This is a genomic window from Hahella sp. HNIBRBA332 (assembly GCF_030719035.1).
Taxonomy (GTDB): Bacteria; Pseudomonadota; Gammaproteobacteria; order Pseudomonadales; family Oleiphilaceae; genus Hahella.
The window spans coordinates 322,723-343,256 of the sequence record NZ_CP132203.1 but is presented as its reverse complement, the minus strand read 5'-3'; the positions used below and the strand labels follow the sequence as shown (position 1 = coordinate 343,256).

22 protein-coding genes are annotated in these 20,534 nt (G+C 49.8%); 12 read left to right on the top strand and 10 right to left on the bottom strand.

Annotated features, from left to right (window positions below):
• Nucleotides 1–5: 5 nt before the first annotated feature.
• From rseP to rpsB, 8 genes are all read right to left on the bottom strand, one after another.
• Nucleotides 6–1,358: an RIP metalloprotease RseP gene (gene rseP, locus O5O45_RS01715; RefSeq protein ID WP_305903581.1), complete on the bottom strand. Its 1,353-nt coding sequence runs from the start codon at nt 1,356–1,358 to the stop codon at nt 6–8.
• Between the two features lie 42 nt (nt 1,359–1,400).
• The gene (gene ispC / locus O5O45_RS01710) at nt 1,401–2,612 is read right to left on the bottom strand and encodes a 1-deoxy-D-xylulose-5-phosphate reductoisomerase (RefSeq protein ID WP_305903580.1); all 1,212 of its coding nucleotides are present in this window, start codon (nt 2,610–2,612) and stop codon (nt 1,401–1,403) included.
• A 4-nt stretch (nt 2,613–2,616) separates the two neighbouring features.
• On the bottom strand, nt 2,617–3,447 hold the full coding sequence (locus tag O5O45_RS01705) for a phosphatidate cytidylyltransferase (RefSeq protein ID WP_305903579.1): 831 nt from the start codon (nt 3,445–3,447) through the stop codon (nt 2,617–2,619).
• A 2-nt stretch (nt 3,448–3,449) separates the two neighbouring features.
• Nucleotides 3,450–4,274, bottom strand: a complete 825-nt coding sequence (gene uppS, locus O5O45_RS01700; protein ID WP_305903578.1) for a polyprenyl diphosphate synthase — start codon at nt 4,272–4,274, stop codon at nt 3,450–3,452.
• A 33-nt stretch (nt 4,275–4,307) separates the two neighbouring features.
• Complete coding sequence (gene frr / locus O5O45_RS01695) at nt 4,308–4,865, bottom strand: ribosome recycling factor (RefSeq protein ID WP_305903577.1); 558 nt, start codon at nt 4,863–4,865, stop codon at nt 4,308–4,310.
• 4 nt (nt 4,866–4,869) lie between these two features.
• Complete coding sequence (gene pyrH / locus O5O45_RS01690; protein ID WP_011398989.1) at nt 4,870–5,604, bottom strand: UMP kinase; 735 nt, start codon at nt 5,602–5,604, stop codon at nt 4,870–4,872.
• Nucleotides 5,605–5,739: 135 nt separating this feature from the next.
• On the bottom strand, nt 5,740–6,600 hold the full coding sequence (gene tsf, locus O5O45_RS01685; protein ID WP_305903576.1) for a translation elongation factor Ts: 861 nt from the start codon (nt 6,598–6,600) through the stop codon (nt 5,740–5,742).
• Nucleotides 6,601–6,684: 84 nt separating this feature from the next.
• On the bottom strand, nt 6,685–7,446 hold the full coding sequence (rpsB, locus tag O5O45_RS01680; RefSeq protein ID WP_305903575.1) for a 30S ribosomal protein S2: 762 nt from the start codon (nt 7,444–7,446) through the stop codon (nt 6,685–6,687).
• 362 nt (nt 7,447–7,808) lie between these two features.
• Between rpsB and map the strand changes: the two genes are divergently transcribed.
• From map to O5O45_RS01640, 8 genes are all read left to right on the top strand, one after another.
• Nucleotides 7,809–8,579, top strand: a complete 771-nt coding sequence (gene map / locus O5O45_RS01675) for a type I methionyl aminopeptidase (RefSeq protein ID WP_305903574.1) — start codon at nt 7,809–7,811, stop codon at nt 8,577–8,579.
• Between the two features lie 16 nt (nt 8,580–8,595).
• A complete protein-coding gene (locus O5O45_RS01670; protein WP_305903573.1) occupies nt 8,596–11,316 on the top strand; it encodes a [protein-PII] uridylyltransferase in 2,721 nt (906 codons plus the stop codon).
• A gap of 45 nt (nt 11,317–11,361) precedes the next feature.
• Entirely contained in the window at nt 11,362–12,555 is a 1,194-nt protein-coding gene (dapC, locus tag O5O45_RS01665) for a succinyldiaminopimelate transaminase (protein ID WP_305903572.1), read from the top strand.
• A 63-nt stretch (nt 12,556–12,618) separates the two neighbouring features.
• Nucleotides 12,619–12,969 (top strand): ArsC family reductase, encoded by a 351-nt coding sequence (locus tag O5O45_RS01660; RefSeq protein ID WP_305903571.1) that lies wholly within the window; start codon nt 12,619–12,621, stop codon nt 12,967–12,969.
• Between the two features lie 74 nt (nt 12,970–13,043).
• Nucleotides 13,044–14,069: a 2,3,4,5-tetrahydropyridine-2,6-dicarboxylate N-succinyltransferase gene (gene dapD, locus O5O45_RS01655; RefSeq protein WP_305903570.1), complete on the top strand. Its 1,026-nt coding sequence runs from the start codon at nt 13,044–13,046 to the stop codon at nt 14,067–14,069.
• Nucleotides 14,070–14,185: 116 nt separating this feature from the next.
• Nucleotides 14,186–15,337 (top strand): succinyl-diaminopimelate desuccinylase, encoded by a 1,152-nt coding sequence (gene dapE / locus O5O45_RS01650; protein WP_305903569.1) that lies wholly within the window; start codon nt 14,186–14,188, stop codon nt 15,335–15,337.
• A 31-nt stretch (nt 15,338–15,368) separates the two neighbouring features.
• Complete coding sequence (locus O5O45_RS01645; RefSeq protein WP_305903568.1) at nt 15,369–15,671, top strand: hypothetical protein; 303 nt, start codon at nt 15,369–15,371, stop codon at nt 15,669–15,671.
• A gap of 3 nt (nt 15,672–15,674) precedes the next feature.
• Nucleotides 15,675–16,070 carry a hypothetical protein gene (locus O5O45_RS01640; protein ID WP_305903567.1) on the top strand — a complete coding sequence of 132 codons (396 nt, stop codon included), beginning with the start codon at nt 15,675–15,677 and terminating at the stop codon, nt 16,068–16,070.
• Between the two features lie 45 nt (nt 16,071–16,115).
• Here the strand turns inward: O5O45_RS01640 and O5O45_RS01635 are convergent, their stop codons facing one another.
• Nucleotides 16,116–16,592 (bottom strand): cold-shock protein, encoded by a 477-nt coding sequence (locus tag O5O45_RS01635; protein ID WP_305903566.1) that lies wholly within the window; start codon nt 16,590–16,592, stop codon nt 16,116–16,118.
• A gap of 400 nt (nt 16,593–16,992) precedes the next feature.
• Between O5O45_RS01635 and O5O45_RS01630 the strand changes: the two genes are divergently transcribed.
• From O5O45_RS01630 to O5O45_RS01615, 4 genes are all read left to right on the top strand, one after another.
• Nucleotides 16,993–17,193, top strand: a complete 201-nt coding sequence (locus O5O45_RS01630; RefSeq protein WP_305903565.1) for a SlyX family protein — start codon at nt 16,993–16,995, stop codon at nt 17,191–17,193.
• Between the two features lie 107 nt (nt 17,194–17,300).
• A complete protein-coding gene (locus tag O5O45_RS01625) occupies nt 17,301–18,269 on the top strand; it encodes a Gfo/Idh/MocA family protein (protein ID WP_305903564.1) in 969 nt (322 codons plus the stop codon).
• Nucleotides 18,266–18,841 (top strand): N-acetyltransferase, encoded by a 576-nt coding sequence (locus O5O45_RS01620; protein ID WP_305903563.1) that lies wholly within the window; start codon nt 18,266–18,268, stop codon nt 18,839–18,841. The genes O5O45_RS01625 and O5O45_RS01620 overlap by 4 nt, the downstream gene beginning before the upstream one ends.
• A 5-nt stretch (nt 18,842–18,846) precedes the next feature.
• Nucleotides 18,847–19,965, top strand: a complete 1,119-nt coding sequence (locus tag O5O45_RS01615; protein ID WP_371747939.1) for a DegT/DnrJ/EryC1/StrS family aminotransferase — start codon at nt 18,847–18,849, stop codon at nt 19,963–19,965.
• Here O5O45_RS01615 and O5O45_RS01610 read toward each other — a convergent pair.
• Nucleotides 19,958–20,533: a class I SAM-dependent methyltransferase gene (locus O5O45_RS01610; protein WP_305903562.1), complete on the bottom strand. Its 576-nt coding sequence runs from the start codon at nt 20,531–20,533 to the stop codon at nt 19,958–19,960. The genes O5O45_RS01615 and O5O45_RS01610 overlap by 8 nt on opposite strands.
• Nucleotide 20,534 lies beyond the last annotated feature (1 nt).

Genomic DNA, 20,534 nt, shown 5'->3' with positions numbered 1-20,534 from the left:
ATTTACTACAATTTGGAGAGGTCGTTATAGAACGCTAACAACATTACGAAAGCAATGAGGGCCATCCCGACTTTTATCCCAAGCTGTTGTTTTTCTTCAGATAAGGGCTTGCCCCGAATAAGTTCGACAAAATAATACAATAAATGCCCGCCATCCAATACTGGAATTGGCAACAAATTCAGGATACCCAGGCTAATGCTTAAATAAGCAAGAAAACCGAGAAAGGCCTCCACCCCGGATTTAGCAGATATTCCGGCAGCTGAAGCAATAGTGAGAGGCCCACCAAGATTTTCGACCGAAATCCGTCCGGTAACGATTTTTTTCAGTGCAGTCAGCGTCAATAGAGACATATCCCAAGTCTCTTCCAGCGCCTTGCCAACGGCGACCAATGGTGAATACTGCACGTTCCGCAACATGCCCGGCGGCCATTCAGTCGCTTTCGCTTCCGCGCCGATCACACCATAGGTTTCACCATTGTGCTCTCTTGCCTCGGGACGAATACTGACATCCAATGATCGTCCAGCTCTTTCCAGAGACAACGTTATTTGCTTTTCAGGGGAAGCTTTTATTTCACGAACGAAATCAGACCAGTTAGCGACGGGGCGTCCTTCAACCGCCACAATTCTATCGCCAGGCTCAACCCCTCCTTGTTGAGCGCGCCCTCCCGGAGTCACGCCATGAACCACAGCAGGCGCCAAGGGAGCAAGGCTTCTCATTCCCAACTCCAACACAGGGTTAGGTTCAACTTTACCTATCAGCCAGTCATTAATCGGCACAGTCGCTTCGTGAGGGAGACTTTCGTCAGGTAGGCGATATCCGAATTCAATAACGCCAGAGTCACCAAGACGTCCAACAAGCTGCATATTGACGTCGCCCCAGCTGTGTACCGGAGAACCGTCGACACTGGTCAGCTCTGCGCCTACTACAATCCCAGCCTGCTGCGCCGGCGAATTATCCGAGACGCTCCCTACAACCGGCGCTAGTGCTTGTATACCTAGCACAAACATACACCAGTATGCGAAAACAGCGAAAATAAAGTTCGCAATGGGCCCTGCCGCCGCGATGGCGATACGCTTACCGACTGTCTGCTGATTAAAGGTTAGATGTGTTTCTTCGGCAGGGACATTCCCCTCCCTCTCATCCAGCATTTTGACATAGCCGCCCAATGGTAAGGCCGCAATCACAAACTCAGTACCCTGCTTATCCTTCCATGACAACAGAGGGGATCCAAAGCCAACGGAAAACCGCAAAATTTTGACGCCACAGCGCCGCGCCACCCAAAAGTGACCGAATTCATGGATGGTGACCAGCACCCCCAATGTAACTATAAACGCCAGGGCTTTTTGAAAAAATTCCATGCTCTCTATTGTAAATATATCTGAGCGACCTTCTAGTGCGACTTACGGAACAACAACTCCGTCAGCCAACTCATTAATGACTTCCGAGGCATATTGACGGGCTACTCTGTCGGCTTCAATTACAGTTTCGACAGAATCCGCTCGTACAACAGAACCTTTCAGCAAACTCTTTTCAATAACAACGGGGATATCGACAAACCTGATATTACCTTGGAGAAACGCATCTACCGCCACTTCATTAGCAGCGTTAATTACCGCTGGCGCTGTTCCGCCGAGCGCAAAGGCTTCTTCAGCCAACCTCAGGCAGGGGAAACGCTCTTTATCCGGCTTTTCGAAGTGCAGTCTCCCAACAGAAAACAGATCTAATGGCTGTACGCCTGCGTCTACTCTTTCTGGCCACGCCAGCCCATAGGCGATAGGCGTACGCATATCCGGGTTGCCCATCTGCGCCAATATAGAGCCATCCACATACTCAACCATGGAGTGAATAATCGACTCAGGATGCAAATGCACTTCAACCGACCCTGGAGCCAAATCGAATAACCAACATGCTTCGATTAACTCCAACCCCTTGTTCATCAAGCTCGCAGAATCAACAGAGATTTTACGCCCCATTGACCAATTCGGGTGCTTACACGCCTGCTCCGGCGTGACCTGTTGCAATTGCTGCTGAGAAAAATGCCGAAATGGCCCCCCTGACGCAGTCAAAAGGACGCGAGTAACCCCATATGCAGCAAGCGATGCAGAATCGTTTAAGCGTTGCGCAGTTTCTGGCAGGCATTGATAGATCGCATTATGCTCGCTATCAATAGGAAGGAGTTCAGCGCCATGTTTCCTCACAGCGTCCATGAACAGCCCGCCGGTCATAACCAATGCTTCTTTGTTGGCGAGCAGTATGCGCTTACCTGTGTTAACCGCCGCCAGTGTAGGAGCCAATCCAGCCGCCCCAACTATAGCAGCGACGACAACATCAACATCGCTGGTGGAAGACGCCTCACACATAGCCTCCACACCCACTCTAACTTCAGTGGAGACACCCGCTTCCCGAAGGCGCTGTTTCAAACCCGCTACACCCGTATCAGTCGCCAATATGGCGAACTTGGGTTGATGTTTAATACAGATAGATAGAAGCTCGTCCAGATTACTGTGGGCAGTCGCAGCATAAAGTTCATACCGATCTGAATGACGAGCCATCACATCCAGGGTACTGCGCCCTATAGAGCCCGTCGCCCCTAAAACCGTAACTCGCTTCATACTTCTACCCCTGCATCCAACCTGAAAATATAGCCAACACTAAGAACACAGGAGCCGCAGCCGTAACACTGTCAATACGATCAAAAATACCGCCATGCCCAGGGAGAATCTGACTGCTGTCTTTCAAGCCGACAAAGCGCTTACCTAGACTCTCTATCAAATCTCCCACGACGGAAAAAATCGCAGCCGACAGGGTCATCATCCACAGCACAACGAGCTGGGGCAAGGTAAGAGTCAAAAACGAATTCATAGCAAAAGGTAATACCGAAACAGCCAGCATTCCGCCCACTGCGCCTTCCCATGACTTTCCAGGACTGACATGCGGTGCGAGCTTATTCTTACCGAAAGTCTTACCAGCAAAGTAAGCGCCAATGTCGGCAAACCAAACGATGAGAAAGATATAGAGGATAACCCACTTGGTGTCGAAGCCTGGCTCAAGCACAAACACACCGCCACGAATCGCCACCAACGCCTTCCAAGCCGGAGCCAGGATCAATAACCCAGCGACAGCCCTGATCATAGGCGGCGTCCAGAAACCTTTAGATGCGGGATAAGTTAACACTATCGCCAGTGCGCCAATCCACCAAATCAATGCGATGGAGAGAATCAGGATGGCGGGCAAATGAGAACAGGCAAGCAATACCACAGCAGTCATGGCGGCATAGCTCGCTCGGGACGTCTGAGACGTCAAACCGCATATCTGCGCCCACTCCCAAGCAGCCAGGGTAACAATCGCCCCAATAAAAAGAGAAAAACCGAATACATCGGTCAGCGCCACTCCCGCCAGAAATAAAGGCAGGAGAATCAATGCGGTGATAATTCTTTGTTTTAGCACAATTAACGCTTTGCAGCTGGATTAGTGGCGAATTCGAAAGAGGAAGGGTGCTCCGCCTGAGTCCCGCCATCTTCCGCCAAGCGACGATCCACCTGATCGTCAGTTTGCCCAAACCGTCTTTTTCGGTGGCTATACGCCGCCAGCGCCGTCTCCATCTGCTCAGTACGGAAGTCTGGCCAGAACACATCGGCAAAATACAGTTCCGTATAGGCAAGCTGCCATAAGAGAAAGTTACTGATTCTCTGTTCACCCGCGGTGCGGATACATAGATCGGGAGGAGGAAGGTCGCCCAACTCAACATACTGCTGGATCAAGTGATCATCGATATCAGCAGCGCGAAGCTCGCCCCACTCAACCTTTTCAGCGACGCGACGGGCAGCTTGAGTAATATCCCAGTGCCCGCCGTAATTGGCGGCTATCGCAAGCGTCATACCAGTGTTGCCGGCGGTTAGCCCTTCCGCATCCTGCATATGCTGCTGCAGAGTAGAGTTAAATTTGGAACGGTCGCCAATGATTCGCAGCCGGATATTGTTGCGATTGAGCTTACGAACCTCGCGCTGCAGCGCGACAAGAAACAAGCGCATCAGCGCGCCTACTTCTTCCTCGGGACGACGCCAGTTTTCGCTACTGAAAGCGAACAACGTCAGCACTTCCACGCCATGTCGGGCGCAGGTTTCGACTACAGCCCGCACAGAATCAACGCCAGCTTTGTGGCCCGCCACTCCAGGGAGTCGACGCTGCTTCGCCCAACGATTATTACCATCCATGATGATCGCCACATGGCGAGGTTTGCTGGTTCCAACCAAAGGAATATCAGCCGTCGACATTTAACCCTCCAACATCCAGCCGCCCGTCATGACCTATACAGCCATCAGGTCTTTTTCTTTTTCAGCGAGAACGCGATCGACCTCAGCAATATACTTGTCGGTCAGTTTCTGGATATCATCCAATCCGCGCTTCTCTTCGTCTTCAGAAATTTCTTTATCTTTCAGCAAAGTTTTGATGTCTGCGTTCGCATCGCGACGCAAATTGCGAATCGCCACTCTGGTGTTTTCCGCCTCTCCACGAGCCGTCTTCACCAGTTCCTTACGAGTCTCCTCCGTCAACGCGGGCATAGGCACCCGAATAACCGTACCAGCCGTAGATGGGTTAAGACCCAAGTCAGACTTCAGGATGGCCTTCTCGATTTGTGGCACCATGTTTTTTTCCCACGGAGTTACGCTCAGAGTTCTGGCGTCCTCAACCACCACATTGGCGATCTGGGTCAAAGGCGTGTCAGAGCCATAGTATGGAACCATGACCGATTCTAGAATCGCTGGGTTAGCCCGACCAGTCCGAATCTTAGCGAAGGCATGACCAAGCGCCTCCATGGACTTTTTCATTTTTTGTTCAGATTGTTTCTTAATATCATTAATCACGGCTTTACCCTCGCTCTATCAATGTACCTTCTTCCATACCCACCACAATATTGATCAGTGCGCTGGCCTTATTCATATCAAATACCCGCACAGGCATACCGTGGTCGCGACACAAACAAATCGCAGTTAGATCCATGACCCCAAGCTTACGCTCGAGCACTTCATCATAGGTGAGTCGATCATATTTTACCGCATCCGCCACTTTCATAGGGTCGTCAGAGTATACGCCATCCACTTTAGTGGCCTTCAACACTACATCTGCATCAATCTCAATGCCACGTAGACAAGCAGCAGAATCGGTTGTGAAAAAGGGATTACCGGTGCCAGCGCAAAAGATCACCACGTCGCCTTCTTTCAAGTCACGAATCGCACGGCGACGATCATAATGCTCAACAACGCCGCTCATAGGAATGGCGGACATAACGCGAGTCGCGATATTGGAGCGCTCCAGCGCGTCCCGCATAGCCAGCGCGTTCATCACAGTCGCAAGCATTCCCATATGGTCGCCGGTCACTCTGTCCATACCTGCATCCTGCAAGGCTTTACCACGGAAAAGATTCCCTCCGCCAATAACCAGACCGACCTGAACCCCTATACCAATCAACTGACCGATTTCCAACGCCATGCGATTGAGCACTTTCGGATCTATTCCGAAGTTCTCTTCTCCCATGAGCGCCTCACCTGAGAGTTTTAGCAGTACACGCTTATATTTGGGCTGAGTTTGAGCAGACGGGGGCATATGTAGTTTCACCTGTGTTGCACGCTTGCTTGGCAAGTTGAAGAGACGCAGAGAGGCTGTTTGCAACCTCCGGATACTAATGTGGCGAGAGCAGAGTATACCGCCCTCGCCACAAATTCATACAAAAAGAAGAAATTAGCCTTTCAGCTGCGCAGCAACTTCTGCAGCGAAATCCACTTCTTCTTTTTCGATACCTTCACCAACTTCGTAGCGAACCATAGCAACTACCTGAGCGCCAGCTTTCTTCACCAGATCACCAACTTTTACGTCGGGATCTTTAACGAAAGCCTGCTCCAGCAAGCTAATTTCCGCTAGGAATTTGTTGATGCGGCCGTCAACCATTTTGTCGACGATTTCTGCAGGCTTACCGCTCTGGTCAGCTTGCGCCTTGTAAATTTCACGCTCTTTAGCGATCACTTCATCGCTAACGTCATCGCGAGAAACGAACTGCGGGTTAACCGCCGCAATATGCATTGCGATATCTTTCGCCAGCTCAGCGTTGCCGCCATTCAAAGCAACCAGAACGGCAATACGATTGTTGCCGTGAACATATGCGCCAACCACATCGGAAGACAGCATAGAAGCGCGACGAACATTGATGTTTTCACCAATCTTCTGAACCAGAGCCTGGCGCTTTTCTTCCAGGCCAGATTCCATCAGCGCCGCCACGTCAGCGGACTTTTTGTCAAAGGCGGCGCCAACAACGTCGCCAACAAAGCCCAGGAAATTTTCGTCGCGAGCAACGAAGTCAGTTTCACTATTCACTTCAACAACTACTGCGTAGCCGTTGTCATCGCTGACTTTAACTGCAACCACACCATCCGCGGATACACGACCAGCTTTCTTAGCAGCCTTCATGCCGCTGCTTTTACGAAGGTCTTCAATCGCTTTCTCGATATCGCCTTCCGCCTCAACAAGCGCCTTTTTGCACTCCATCATGCCCAGACCGGTGCGCTCGCGCAGTTCTTTTACCATGGATGCTGAAATAGCCACCATCTTTTAATCCTCACTTGTCAGGTTCAGAAAAATTGAAAAAAAAGGGGAGATCATCCCCTTTTTGATCATTCTATGTGCCTAAGATTACTCTGACTTTTCGGCAGCTTCTTCGGCGGAAGCAGCTGCTTCGTTGACTTCTACGAACTCATCGCCATTGCCCGCCGCAGAGGACAAGCCTTCCAGACAAGAGTCAGCAACAGCCTTGGCGTATACTTGAATTGCGCGAATGGCGTCGTCGTTACCAGGAATAACATAGTCAACGCCATCTGGATCGCTGTTTGTATCAACTACGCCGATAACAGGAATACCCAGTTTGTTGGCTTCTTTGATAGCGATACGCTCATGATCCACGTCGATCACGAACAACGCATCAGGCAAACCGCCCATATCTTTGATACCACCGATGCTTCTTTCCAGCTTGTCCATCTCACGACGCAGCATCAACACTTCTTTTTTGGTCAACTTGTCGAAAGTGCCGTCTTGACTCTGAGTTTCCAGTTCGCGGTAGCGACGAATGGACTGGCGAATGGTTTTGTAGTTAGTCAGCATGCCGCCCAACCAGCGATGGTTAACATAAGGCATGCTGGCGCGATCCGCTTCTTCTTTGATGATCTTACCGGCTGCACGTTTGGTGCCTACGAAAAGAATTTTATTTTTCTTTTCAGCCAGATTGGAAACGAAACGCAGCGCATCATTCAGAGCAGGTACAGTGTGCTCCAAGTTGATGATATGAATCTTGTTGCGCGCACCGAAGATGTATTTGCGCATTTTAGGGTTCCAGAAACGAGTCTGGTGACCGAAGTGAACGCCCGCCTTCAGCAGGTCTCTCATTGAAACTTCTGACATATCTTTTACTCTTTAAAGTTTTGGGTTTAACCTCCATGCACCCCATGCTCCAACCGCATCTAAGCGGCACCCGAAACATGTGTCGACGCATGTGTGTTTTTATGGCTTCAACGCACCTGTTTTCAGGATGCATTTCAATCCGGCGCGCTTTATACCACAAACACCCCTTTTTTTAAAGACCAAAATCACGCTTCATCTCTTCAACGCAGAGCGCTCAGCGGCTCAAGCACGCAGAAAAACGATAGCCTAGCAAAGAACTCGGATTTTTATTCACTCTACGAACCGGTTACAATACGGCAGCGTTTACAATCAACAGAATCACACTTTGCCTTTGCAGGCAGTTGGAACCCTCAGAAGCGAGCATGAAAGTTACCATCAAAACCCCTGAAGAAATCGAAAAAATGCGCGTCGCCGGCCGCCTTGCGGCTGAAGTGCTTGAAATGATTGAAGAGCATGTGAAGCCAGGAGTCACCACCGGCGAGCTGGACGAGATTTGCCATAAATATATTACCGAAGTCCAACAGGCCATACCTGCTCCGCTGAACTACAAGGGGTTCCCCAAATCCATCTGCACCTCAGTCAACCATGTTATCTGTCACGGCATCCCCAGCGACAAAAAGATACTGAAAAACGGCGACACAGTTAATATAGATATCACCGTTATTAAAGATGGTTATCATGGCGACACCAGCAAAATGTTTTTTGTCGGCAAGCCCACCATCGCCGCAGAAAGACTGGTGCGCGTCACTCAGGAGTGTCTTTACAAGGGCATTGAGTTGGTCAAACCCGGGGTTCGCCTTGGCGACATTGGGCATGTCATCCAGCAATATGCAGAAAGCCAGCATTATTCCGTCGTAAGAGAGTATTGCGGCCATGGCATCGGCGCGGTGTTTCACGAAGAGCCGCAGGTAATGCACTATGGCGCGCCGGGAACCGGCATGGTGATCAAAGAAGGCATGACCTTTACGATTGAGCCGATGATCAACCAGGGCAAGCGCCACTGCAAACTGCTTCCCGACGGCTGGACAGTCGTCACCAAGGACCATAAGCTTTCAGCTCAGTGGGAGCACACCATTCTGGTGACTGCAGATGGATACGAAGTTCTTACCAAGCGCAGCGAAGAGTCTTTCTAGTCAATAAATCCGGTTTATGACTGAACAAAGCGACCAGGCATTAACGGAAGCGCCGCCAATCAGGCTTGATCAGCGTCTCATATTTGACGCCAACGCCTACGCCGCGCTTCTGAAAGAAGGAAAGCCCGCCCTGGGCTTTCTCAAGCAATCACTGCAATGCGCCACCGAGCGACTGCACGAGCAGTTCAAGTCCGGAGCCCCTATTAGAGAGCTGGTTGCTGGACGAGCCGCTTACATCGACCAAGTGCTCAAAGCCTTGTGGTTAGGCGCAAACTGGTCTGATCCAGAAAAAATATGCCTTCTTGCGGTAGGCGGGTACGGGCGCAATGAACTCCTTCCCCATTCTGATATTGATTTATTGATTCTGCTTGATGATGACGCTGACATTAGCGAATTTGGCCCAGCGATTGAGGGCTTCATTACCCTGCTGTGGGACCTTAATCTCGATATTGGCCATAGCGTCCGTACTGTATCAGAGTCGATAGCCAAAGCGGCGACGGATATCACTATCGCCACCAACTTACTGGAAACTCGCACCCTCGCGGGCGCGCCAGAGCTTCGCAACCAGCTCAGCCGTCGCGCCTACTCAGATGAGTCATGGACCGATCAACGCTTTTTCAGCGCCAAACGTGACGAGCAACTGGAAAGGCATCAGAAGTACGGCGATACCGAATACAACCTTGAGCCCAACATCAAGACCTCTCCGGGCACACTGCGCGATATTCAGACCATCGGCTGGATCACCAAGCGACATTTCTGCAATGAAAGCAGTGACAGCGAGACGGCTTACGACTTCCTGACCGCTGATGAGTACAGCACCTTGCGTGAAGGCGAAGCTTATCTGTGGCGCTTAAGATACGGCCTACAGATGTTGGCGGGACGTAACGAAAACAGACTGCTTTTCGACCATCAACGCTCGCTGGCCAATCTATTGGGCTATGTCGACCGTGAAGATGGTCTTGGCGTCGAGCAAATGATGCAGGAGTACTACCGCTACGCCATGGCGCTAGGCGAGCTAAACGACGTGGTACTGCAATACTTCGATGAAATTATCCTACACGCAGACGACGAGGAAGTCATTGTACCGCTCAACAGGCGCTTCCATATCCGCAATGACTATATCGAAGCCATTAACAACCAGACGTTCGCCTACCAGCCTTTCGCCTTAGTAGAAGTTTTTCTGCTGATGGCGCAAAGCCCCCAGGTCAGAGGCATTCGCGCCAACACCATACGGGCAATCAGAGCGCACCGACATCTGATAGACGACAAATTCCGCAGCGATTTGGCCAACACATCTCTATTTATGGAGATTCTAAAAACGCCTCACGCCCTGCATCGCACACTCTCATCCATGAAGCGCTATGGGGTGCTAGGCAAGTATCTCCCTGAATTTGGCCGCATTGTCGGCAAGATGCAGCACGACTTATTTCATATCTACACCGTGGATGCGCACACCATTCACGTTATTCGCAACATGATCCGCCTGCGCAACCCCGAAAGCGTCAAAGATTACCCATTAGCGACCCGCCTAGTGTATCGACTGCCCAAACTTGAGCTTTTATACATTGCCGGCATTTATCACGATATAGCCAAAGGGCGTGGCGGCGATCACTCGGAATTGGGCGCCGAGGACGTCGAAGCATTTTGCAGAAGGCACCATCTCAGCCAGCGGGATACCAGTTTGGTGGCCTGGCTGGTGCGCAACCACTTGCTAATGTCGATGACAGCGCAACGCAAAGACCCATCCGACCCTGAAGTGATCCATGAGTTCGCCAGCAAGATCGACTCACAAATACACCTGGATTACCTCTATACACTGACTGTATGCGATATCAGCGCCACCAATCCTAAATTATGGAACACTTGGCGCGCAGCTCTTTTGCGACAACTCTACAGCGAAACCAAACGGGCAATCCGCCGCGGCCTGGACACACCACCCGACCGCAGTCAGTGGGTGGCGGACACCCAAGCTGAAGCGCGCGAGATACTGCACTCACAGGATTTTAGCGACAACAATATCGACGCTATCTGGAGCGCCCTGGAAGAAGAGTACTTTTTGCAGGATTCCACCGGTGAGATAGCATGGCAGACCGCCGCCATTATCCGGCATGGCGACTCCACCGAGCCGCTCGTATTAATTCGTGACGCCAAGGGCGGCGAAGCAGAAGGCTTCATGCAAATCATGGTGTATCAGCGCGCACGCGACGACTTATTCGCCGCCACGACAGCCACACTGGAGCAACTACGCCTGAATATTGCCGAAGCCCGCATTAACTGCGCTACTGACAGATTCAGTCTTGGCTCATTTGTTGTCAGCAGCGCCGACGCAGACACAAGCGGGTCTGTCAGTAAGAAGCAGATTTCTCAGCGTCTGGAGCGAGAATTAAGTAATCCTGAGCACTACCCCAATGTCATCAAGCGACGCACGCCCAGGCAGTTGAAGCACTTTTACTTTCCGACCGAAGTCACTTTCAGTAATGACACGGTTAACCAACGCACGGTCATGGAGATCATCACTCCAGACCGTCCGGGTCTGCTCGCCCGTATCGGCAGCATTCTGCTGGAGCACGAGGTGGAACTGGTCACAGCTCGCATCGCGACGCTTGGCGAACGAGTGGAAGACGTTTTCGTTCTGACAGATATTGATGGAGCGCCCTTGAGCGACCCCGAGCTATGCCGAATATTGCGCGACGATATTTGCGGGCAATTAGACCAACAGAACAGCAAAGAACTATAGTCGTCCGCCCCCATTGACGACAGGCTCTGGAGTAATGACAAAGATATGAACCCTAACCTATCTCGTCTACAGCCTTACCCTTTTGAAAAACTGGCTCAGCTGAAGCAATCCGCCCATCCGCCAGAGCATCTGCCCCATATAGCGCTTTCTATCGGCGAGCCCAAACACGCACCGCCAGAGTTCGCTATGGAAGTGTTGCGGAATAATATGAGCGCCCTTTCACGCTACCCCACGACCAAAGGAGAGTCTGAGCTCCGTCAGGCCATTGCCGGATGGCTGGAGAAACGCTTCACTCTGGCGGGCGGAATAGATCCGGAATCTCAAGTCTTGCCAGTTAATGGCACTCGAGAGGCCCTGTTCGCCTTTGCGCAGGCGGTTATTAATCCCACCCAGGACGCCCTTGTCGTCAGCCCGAACCCGTTTTACCAGATATATGAAGGCGCCGCTTATCTGGCGGGGGCAGAGCCCTATTTTCTGCCCTGCGGCGCTAGCAATGGCTTCATTCCTGATTTTGACTCAGTCCCAAACTCCATTTGGCGACGCTGCCAACTCCTGTTTCTTTGCTCTCCTGGCAACCCAACCGGCCGCGTTACCCCTATTGAGACACTACAAAAACTGATTTCTCTGGCTGATGAGCACAATTTCATTATTGCCTCGGACGAGTGCTACTCGGAAATTTATTTCGATGAGTCCGCCGCCCCCGTTGGACTACTGGAAGCCTGCGCCAAATTGGGCCGACATGACTATCGCCGCTGCATTGTATTTCACAGTCTGTCAAAGCGCTCAAACGTTCCGGGATTAAGGTCAGGTTTTGTTGCGGGCGATGCGAGCATACTTCGAGAATTTCTTCGTTACCGCACTTATCATGGCTGCTCAATGCCCATCCCGACGCAACTAGCCTCCGTCGCACTTTGGGGTGACGAAGAACATGTACGAAAAAATCGCAAACAGTATGTGAGTAAATTTCAAAGCTTTAAGGAGATACTTGCTCCATGCTGGCCACTTGAGACGCCTGACGCGGCCTTTTACTTCTGGGCGCATACGCCGATTCCTGACGACGCTTTTGCACAACGTCTTTATGCGGAGAAAAATCTCACCGTTTTACCCGGGCGTTTCTTGGGACGTGAACAGCAAGGCGTCAATCCCGGGACGGGACGCGTCCGCATGGCGCTGGTCGCCTCATTGGACGAGTGCATCGAGGCCGCCCACCGCATCAAGTCCTTCATAGAGTCACTGTGAACAGTCCATTACGAGCGCACAACTCAAAGCCGAAACTTCGTAAAGCAACAGGTAAATGACCCAATGAGTTTGAAAGTCTACGGAATCAGCAACTGCGACACCGTAAAAAAAGCCCGAAAATGGTTGGAAGCCAACAATATTGCATATACTTTTCACGACTTTAAAAAAACTGGCGTTCCCCAAAGCAATCTGGAAACCTGGCTTAACGCAGTGGGCGTGGAAACGTTAGTCAACAAAAGGGGAACTACTTGGCGCAAACTCTCGGATTCGGATAAGTCCGATATAGAGTCAGGAGCCAAGACGAAAGAATTACTGTCGGAGCACAGCTCCGTTATCAAGCGCCCGGTGATTGAGACGCCATCAGGAGAAATCATTACAGGCTTTACGCCGTCCCAGTTAGAAAAATACACCTGAACGAGTCGCGGTCTCCCGACACCGGAGCAACAGACATTCCAAGACATTAAACACTAAGCAAAGAAGGTACTATCATGTTGGCATTTGGCATTGGCGTAGGCGCCAAGAACAGCAAAGGAGACTGGCTTGAAACCTATTTCGCCGCCCCTTTGTGGAACCCCACAGCAGAGGTGAAAGAACTGCTGAAGGATTCATTGGGCTACACCGGCGGCAATCAGACACTGGAGCTTGACGCTCAAAAGCTGGAGAGTCTGGCCATCGCATTCGACAAAGCGAGCCTGTCCGTACAAGCACAAACAGCCAAGGCATTACGTGACTCAAAACGCCCAACGGTGGCCGTCATTATTGAAGCAGACGGTAAAGCCTCTTCCACACCCGAAGTGTATTTAAAGCTACAGCTGATATCCCATCGCTTTGTCAAACCTCACGGCATCAATCTGGAAGGCATTTTCGCACTACTTCCCAATGTCGCCTGGACATCACAAGGCGCTATCGACATCGATGAACTTTCGTCACGTCAACTGAGCGCTCGCGCTAATGGCGAAACCCTGCGCGTCTTTTCCGTGGACAAGTTCCCGCAGATGACTGACTACGTAGTTCCCAAAGGCGTACGCATCGCAGATACCGCCCGGGTCAGGCTCGGCGCTTATATTGGCGAAGGCACCACCATCATGCATGAAGGTTTCGTCAACTTTAACGCAGGCACCGAAGGCGCATCCATGATCGAAGGCCGCATTTCCGCAGGCGTAATGATCGGAGAAGGCTCCGATCTTGGCGGTGGTTGCTCCACCATGGGCACCCTGTCCGGCGGCGGAGCCATTATTATCTCCGTCGGCAAGAACTCACTGATCGGGGCCAATGCTGGAATAGGCATCCCTCTGGGCGACCGCTGCAAAGTGGAGGCCGGCCTGTACATCACCGCAGGCTCTAAAGTGGCGGTAATGGACGACAAAGGCGACGTTGCAAAAATCGTCAAAGCCCGCGAACTGGCCGGCCAGAACGACCTATTGTTCCGCCGCAACTCTGAAACAGGCAGAATTGAAGTCGTCACCAACAAAACGGCGATTCAGTTGAACGAAGCATTGCACGCAAATAACTGATATCAATGCGGTATGGGACTACCTGTCCCTTGAATGATATAAAATGCAGCAAGGCGGACAGACCCCCAGTCGTCCGCCTTATTTCCAATCGCAACCCATTACTCGTTGAGCGCATCATGACCGATTCCCTTTCCCCTACCCTGGAACTGGCTGTGGACCTTATCAAGCGCCCTTCCGTCACCCCTCATGACGCAGGCTGCCAGGAACTATTAAGTCAGAGGTTGCAAACCATCGGATTTGAAATAACGGACCTTCCTTTCGGAGAAGTTCAAAACTTTTGGGCTAAGCGCGGCACCCAAGCCCCACTGGTCGTTTTCGCCGGCCACACCGATGTTGTCCCTACAGGACCAGAAGAGAAGTGGGAATACCCCCCCTTCGCCGCAGAGGTGAAAGATGGCGTTCTGCACGGAAGAGGCGCCGCAGATATGAAGGGAAGCCTGGCGGCCTTCATGACAGCCTGTGAACGTTTCGTTGAAAAACACCCTAACCATCGAGGCTCCATTGGCTGGCTGATCACCAGCGACGAAGAGGGCCACGCAGTAAACGGCACGGTTAAAGTCGTGGAATACCTGGTCGACAAGGGCGAAGTCATCGATTGGTGCATCGTCGGAGAACCTTCTAGCACTCATACTGTTGGCGACGTCATCAAAAACGGCCGTCGCGGCTCCATTGGCGCAACACTGATAGTCAAAGGCATCCAAGGACATGTCGCTTACCCTCACCTGGCCGACAATCCGATCCATAAAGCTGCGCCAGCATTGGCGGAATTAGCGAATGAAAAGTGGGACGAGGGCAATGACTTCTTTCCCGCCACCAGCCTGCAGATTTCCAACATTAACGGCGGAACCGGCGCCACCAATGTGATTCCAGGCGAACTCAATGTCATGTTTAACCTGCGCTTTTCGACCGAGCTAAACGCGGACGTTATCAAGCAAAGAAGTGAAGCGATTCTTCAAAAGCATGGTCTGGACTACGACATAGAATGGCGCTTATATGGCGAGCCCTTCCTGACCAGTAAAGGGCCACTGATAGAAGCCACCCAAAAAGCGATCAAACATGTTCGCGGCTCTGATACGACACTTTCCACCAGCGGCGGAACATCGGATGGACGGTTTATCGCACCAACCGGCGCGCAGGTAGTGGAACTAGGGCCTTGCAATGCCACCATACACAGAATTAATGAACAGGTCCTGGTCAGCGAGATTGACCAACTCAGCAGTATTTATGAACATATTCTGGAAGAATTACTGGTAGTCGAGCCTGACTAGACTCGATAATTAGCAGGCAGGAGCGGAGCCTATGCCATCAACCCATCCCAGCATCATGAAGCGACTGATGCAGCTATTGCGAAAGCGGGATTACGATCAGGCGCGCGCTTTTCAGTGTTTTCTGTGCGGAGGCGTCACAGCAATATGCGCCATGGCGACGCTGGTGATCTCCGAAGCGACGCACTCCGCCACATTGGCTCAGGACCTGCTCAACCTGATCGTGCTTGCGCTCCTTATTATCGGCCTAGTAATGGCGGCGTATGGCTATATCCGCTTACTTATTATACGTTTATCCAATTTCGCCAACGACAGTGGCAACCGGAAAGAGTCCTGATATATGCAAAATCCCCCCCGCTATCCCGATATCGAAATCTATATTCTGGACACCAATATTCCAGATATATGCGAATGGTTGAAAAAACATCTGACGATTGAGGGAGCGCCCTTGGTGGAGGGAAACACACACAAGATCCGCACCAGCTACAACGGCGCCGACATTCCCGTCATCATTGTTGAAAAGGCTTCCGGCAAGCGCTTCACAAGCGTTTGGTTCGACTCCTCCGCTACGCCCTGGGAAACTGATCTGGACTGTGCTCGCAGCGCATTCTCCGCCCTCAATAAAGAGGTGCGCTGTTCTGCAAGCGGCTGGATTGAAGAAGAGGAAGAAGATGCGCCGGATCTATGGTGGAAAATCAATCAGCACGGCGAGCAACAGTGTAACTGGAAAGATTAAAGGGCGGTAAAACCGCCCTTTTAAAGCCGGCCTGTAAAGCGCCTATCAGCGAACGGGAGAGACATCCTCCGCCTGAAGACCTTTATCCCCTTCCACTGTCCGGAATCTCACTTTCTGTCCTTGACGCAAAGAACGATGACCTCTGCCCCGAATAGAGCGGAAGTGAACAAATATGTCATCGCCGCCTTCGCGAGTAATAAAACCAAATCCCTTATTCGGATTAAACCACTTAACTATGCCTGACTCGCGCTCGTCATTGGCGTTATCTTCCTCATAAGACTCTTCCGAGCTTCCAGACAATATCGCGGGCAAAAAGCCAGCCAGGATGAATAGCACAGCGGTGATCAAATAAACGCCAATGCCTGCACCAGAAGTTAAGAGACTCGTTAATCCACTGCCGTCCGCCATGAAGGAAAAAGTGGGCTGCATACCGAAAAGACTCAGCGCAACGCCAAGCACGATAGGAAGAATAAGACCGGCAATCACTGCAATCATCATTTTTACTGAATTATTATCTTTCATTTATTAACTCTACAAATAATTATTTTGGAACAAAAACACCCCAATGGCTGAGATAGAGAGACTTACGAGTGCGTTTCATATCATTCCGAATACGGCATGGATGATACCGAAAGCCCCCTCTACCAAGCCTAAACATCAGAGCGCCGGTTCGGTCAGCATATAGACCCGGGCGGAAATCTTTAGAAAACCAGCTAGACTAAAAAGCGACCGACAAAATTAAAAAGGCTTCTCCGAACGCTCTGCTCCCGATGATTTAGAATCGAAATCATCTAAGAAGTCCTTATAATAGCAAATCGAGACATATATTACGTAGTACGCGGGTACAACTTTATGACTTATGGCCTATATTTTTTGGCTACCCGCTCCTACTAGACGTTCGACTGAGGTTAAGGGCTAACGAATGGAACAAAGAGTCACCGACCTGGAAACCAAGCTTGCTTTCCTGGACGACCTGATCACATCACTCAACGATACGATCTACCAGCAAGACAGGCGGATTGAAAAACTGGAGAGCCAGCTGGACAACCTGCGTGAGCAGCTTGATAGCGTGAGAGAGCTGTTGCCTGAAGATGGGGAAGAAGGGCCTCCTCCGCACTACTAGAAACCACCTTCCTTTTCTTCATATACAATTTGGCACAGAAGTTTTATTAGGTATATGTAGAATAAATTATCCCTTAAATTCAATAGACGTTATTAAAAGCACCTCAAATGAACAGTAACCAACCTAAAAACTTCGCATTGATTGGCGCTGCTGGGTACATTGCCCCCAGACATATGAAGGCTATAAAAGACACGGACAACAAACTCATTGCCGCCTTGGATAAAAGCGACTCTGTAGGAATTATCGACTCTTATTTTCCTGAAACCCGTTTCTTCACAGAATTCGAAAGATTTGATCGGCACATTGAAAAGTTAAGGCGCCTCTCCCTTTCTAAAGAGTCTCTTGATTACGTTTCTATTTGTTCCCCGAACTACCTGCATGATGCCCATGTACGTTTCGCTTTTCGCTCTGGGGCTCACGCCATTTGTGAGAAGCCAATTGTATTAAATCCGTGGAACTTAGATGGCTTACAAGAGATTGAGCTAGCAACTGGCAGGAAAGTATATAATATCCTCCAACTTAGATTGCACCCAGCTTTACTTGCCTTAAAAAAAAGCATTCAAGAAGAGAAAAAGCCTCATAAGCATCAGGTCGATTTAACCTATGTCACATCACGTGGAAGTTGGTATCTCTCTTCATGGAAAGGAGATGAGTCAAAGTCAGGCGGAATTGCGACCAATATCGGCGTACACTTTTTCGACATGCTGTTCTGGCTTTTCGGAAAAGTACAGCGAAACGAAGTTCATTTATATTCTCCAACGAAAGCTTCTGGCTATTTGGAATACGAGAATGCCAATGTTAGATGGTATTTATCCATTGATGAGAGTGACCTGCCAGAAGAATGCGTTTCTAGTAGCCAGAGAACCTATCGCTCAATAACTGTTGATGGCGAAGAAGTAGAATTTTCTGGCGGTTTTACAGACCTTCATACTGAAAGCTACAAAGATATTCTTTCTGGAGGAGGGTTTGGAATTGATGACGCGCGAACAGCCATACAAATTGTTCATGACATCCGTAATAGCAAATGTCGCCCTTCTCCTACATCACCACACCCTTTTGCAAAAAATAAGTTATGAATGTCACCATACACGACACCGCTATAGTTGATGCTGGCGCGGTGATTGGCGAAGGTACAAAAGTTTGGCACTGGACCCATGTATGTAGCGGCGCTCACATAGGTCGGAACTGTTCCTTAGGGCAAAACGTATACATTGGTGGCAAGTCGCTCATTGGAAACAACGTAAAAATACAGAACAACGTCTCAGTCTACGACAGTGTAAAACTGGATGATGATGTATTTTGCGGCCCAAGCATGGTGTTCACTAATGTCTACAACCCTCGCGCCACCGTTTCCAGAAAAGACGAATATAGGACCACCTATGTAAAGCAAGGCGCCACATTAGGAGCTAATTGCACGATAGTCTGCGGTGTGACTATCGGGAAGTATGCATTTATTGGAGCGGGGGCGGTAATCAGGGAGAATGTAAAGGACTACGCCCTGATGGCTGGAGTTCCCGCCAAACAGATAGGATGGATGAGCGAAGACGGTGAGAGAATCCCACTACCTTTAGAAGGGGCCGGCGAATACACATGTCCCAAAACAAATGTCTCTTATATTCTTAATATTGACACCCTTGCACGGAAGTAATTCTTATGATGAAGTTCATAGATCTACAGTTGCAATATGAGCACATAAAGAAAAATGTAAACGAAAGAATACAAAGAGTGCTCGAGCATGGGCAATTCATCATGGGACCAGAAGTATATGAGCTTGAGGAAAAACTTGCGGATTATGTGGGTGTAAAGCACTGCATAACTTGTTCAAGCGGTACAGATGCACTACTAATGTCACTCATGGCGCTAGGAATAAAACCCAATGACGAAGTTATTATTCCAGCTTTTAGCTTTTATGCAACAGCAGAGGTCATACTGCTCCTAGGAGCAACTCCAGTATGCGTAGACATAGATCCTGCAACATATAACATTGATACCCACCAAATTGAGGCTGCCATAACTGAGCGCACTAAAGCTATTATGCCAGTATCTCTATATGGTCAGTGCGCAGACTTTAAACGTATTAACAATATCGCTCAAAAACATAATTTACCTGTAATCGAAGATGGCGCGCAAAGCTTTGGAGCCACACATCACGGCAGAAAATCTTGCTCATTAACCACCATTGGCTGCACAAGTTTTTTCCCTACTAAACCTTTAGGTTGTTATGGTGATGGCGGGGCCTGTTTTACTGATGAGGACGAGTTAGCTGCGGCACTAAGACAAATTCGAGTTCATGGACAATCTGGGCGCTACAATCACACCCGGCTTGGTATTAATGGTCGTTTAGATACAATCCAAGCAGCAATTTTGCTTGAAAAACTTGACATCCTAGAAGATGAGATCTTTTTACGTGAGACAAAGGCGGCCAACTACCAAAAGCACCTAAAAAACACGTCGTTATTAACGCTCCCTACAGCAAAAGACGAAAACAGCCACGTATTTGGGCAATATACAGTTCTGATTCAAAGAGACAGGGACTTGGTAATAAAACTCATGAAACAGCAGGAAACGCCTCTATTTGTCCACTACCCTCGAACAATACCGGAACAGCTAGCGAGTAGTCACAAAACTAACGCGCCCTCCCCCATTAGCAACATTGCGTCTCAGTCCGTAGTCAGTCTACCTTTTGGCCCATATCTAACAGATGACGATCAAGTAAATGTTATAAAGAGATTAATTGCTGTATCTGAAAAAATTCAAAGCCAACCTACATAGGCTTGGCCACCACCAATATTTGTTGCCGCCACGCAAGTAACCGTTTTAAAAAGCTATAATGAGGCTTATTACCGACATAATACCGCCAATATGTGATTTTGTAGCCATGCCTTTCCAGAAGTGTTTTCAGTGTATATATATCATGCCAAAGAGTGTGAGTTGCATTAGGCTTAAATAACACAGTCAGCCATTTCGCATTAGGTGTTGTGATAATCAACTCACCACTTTCATCCAAGTGCTTTTTAATGTTATCCAAAAAGAGCCCTGGGTTACTTACATGCTCTATCACATCCCCCGCAACAGCAACTTCATATTTATCACCCAGATCAACTGTCTCCATATTAGCATATACAATTTTATCATCTTGACTATGTTCATACCCTTCGGGAGAAACATTGAACTTGTCAGCAAGCACGGCCGTTGCATTTGGCAGGTCAACGCCAGTCAAACTGCGAGTATTTTTTTTCAGCATTTCCCATAAACAATACTCATCGGATTGACCCACACTCCCTATATCCAACACCTTCTTCCCTCTTACTCGCTCAAGTATTATCTCTTCTCTTATCATG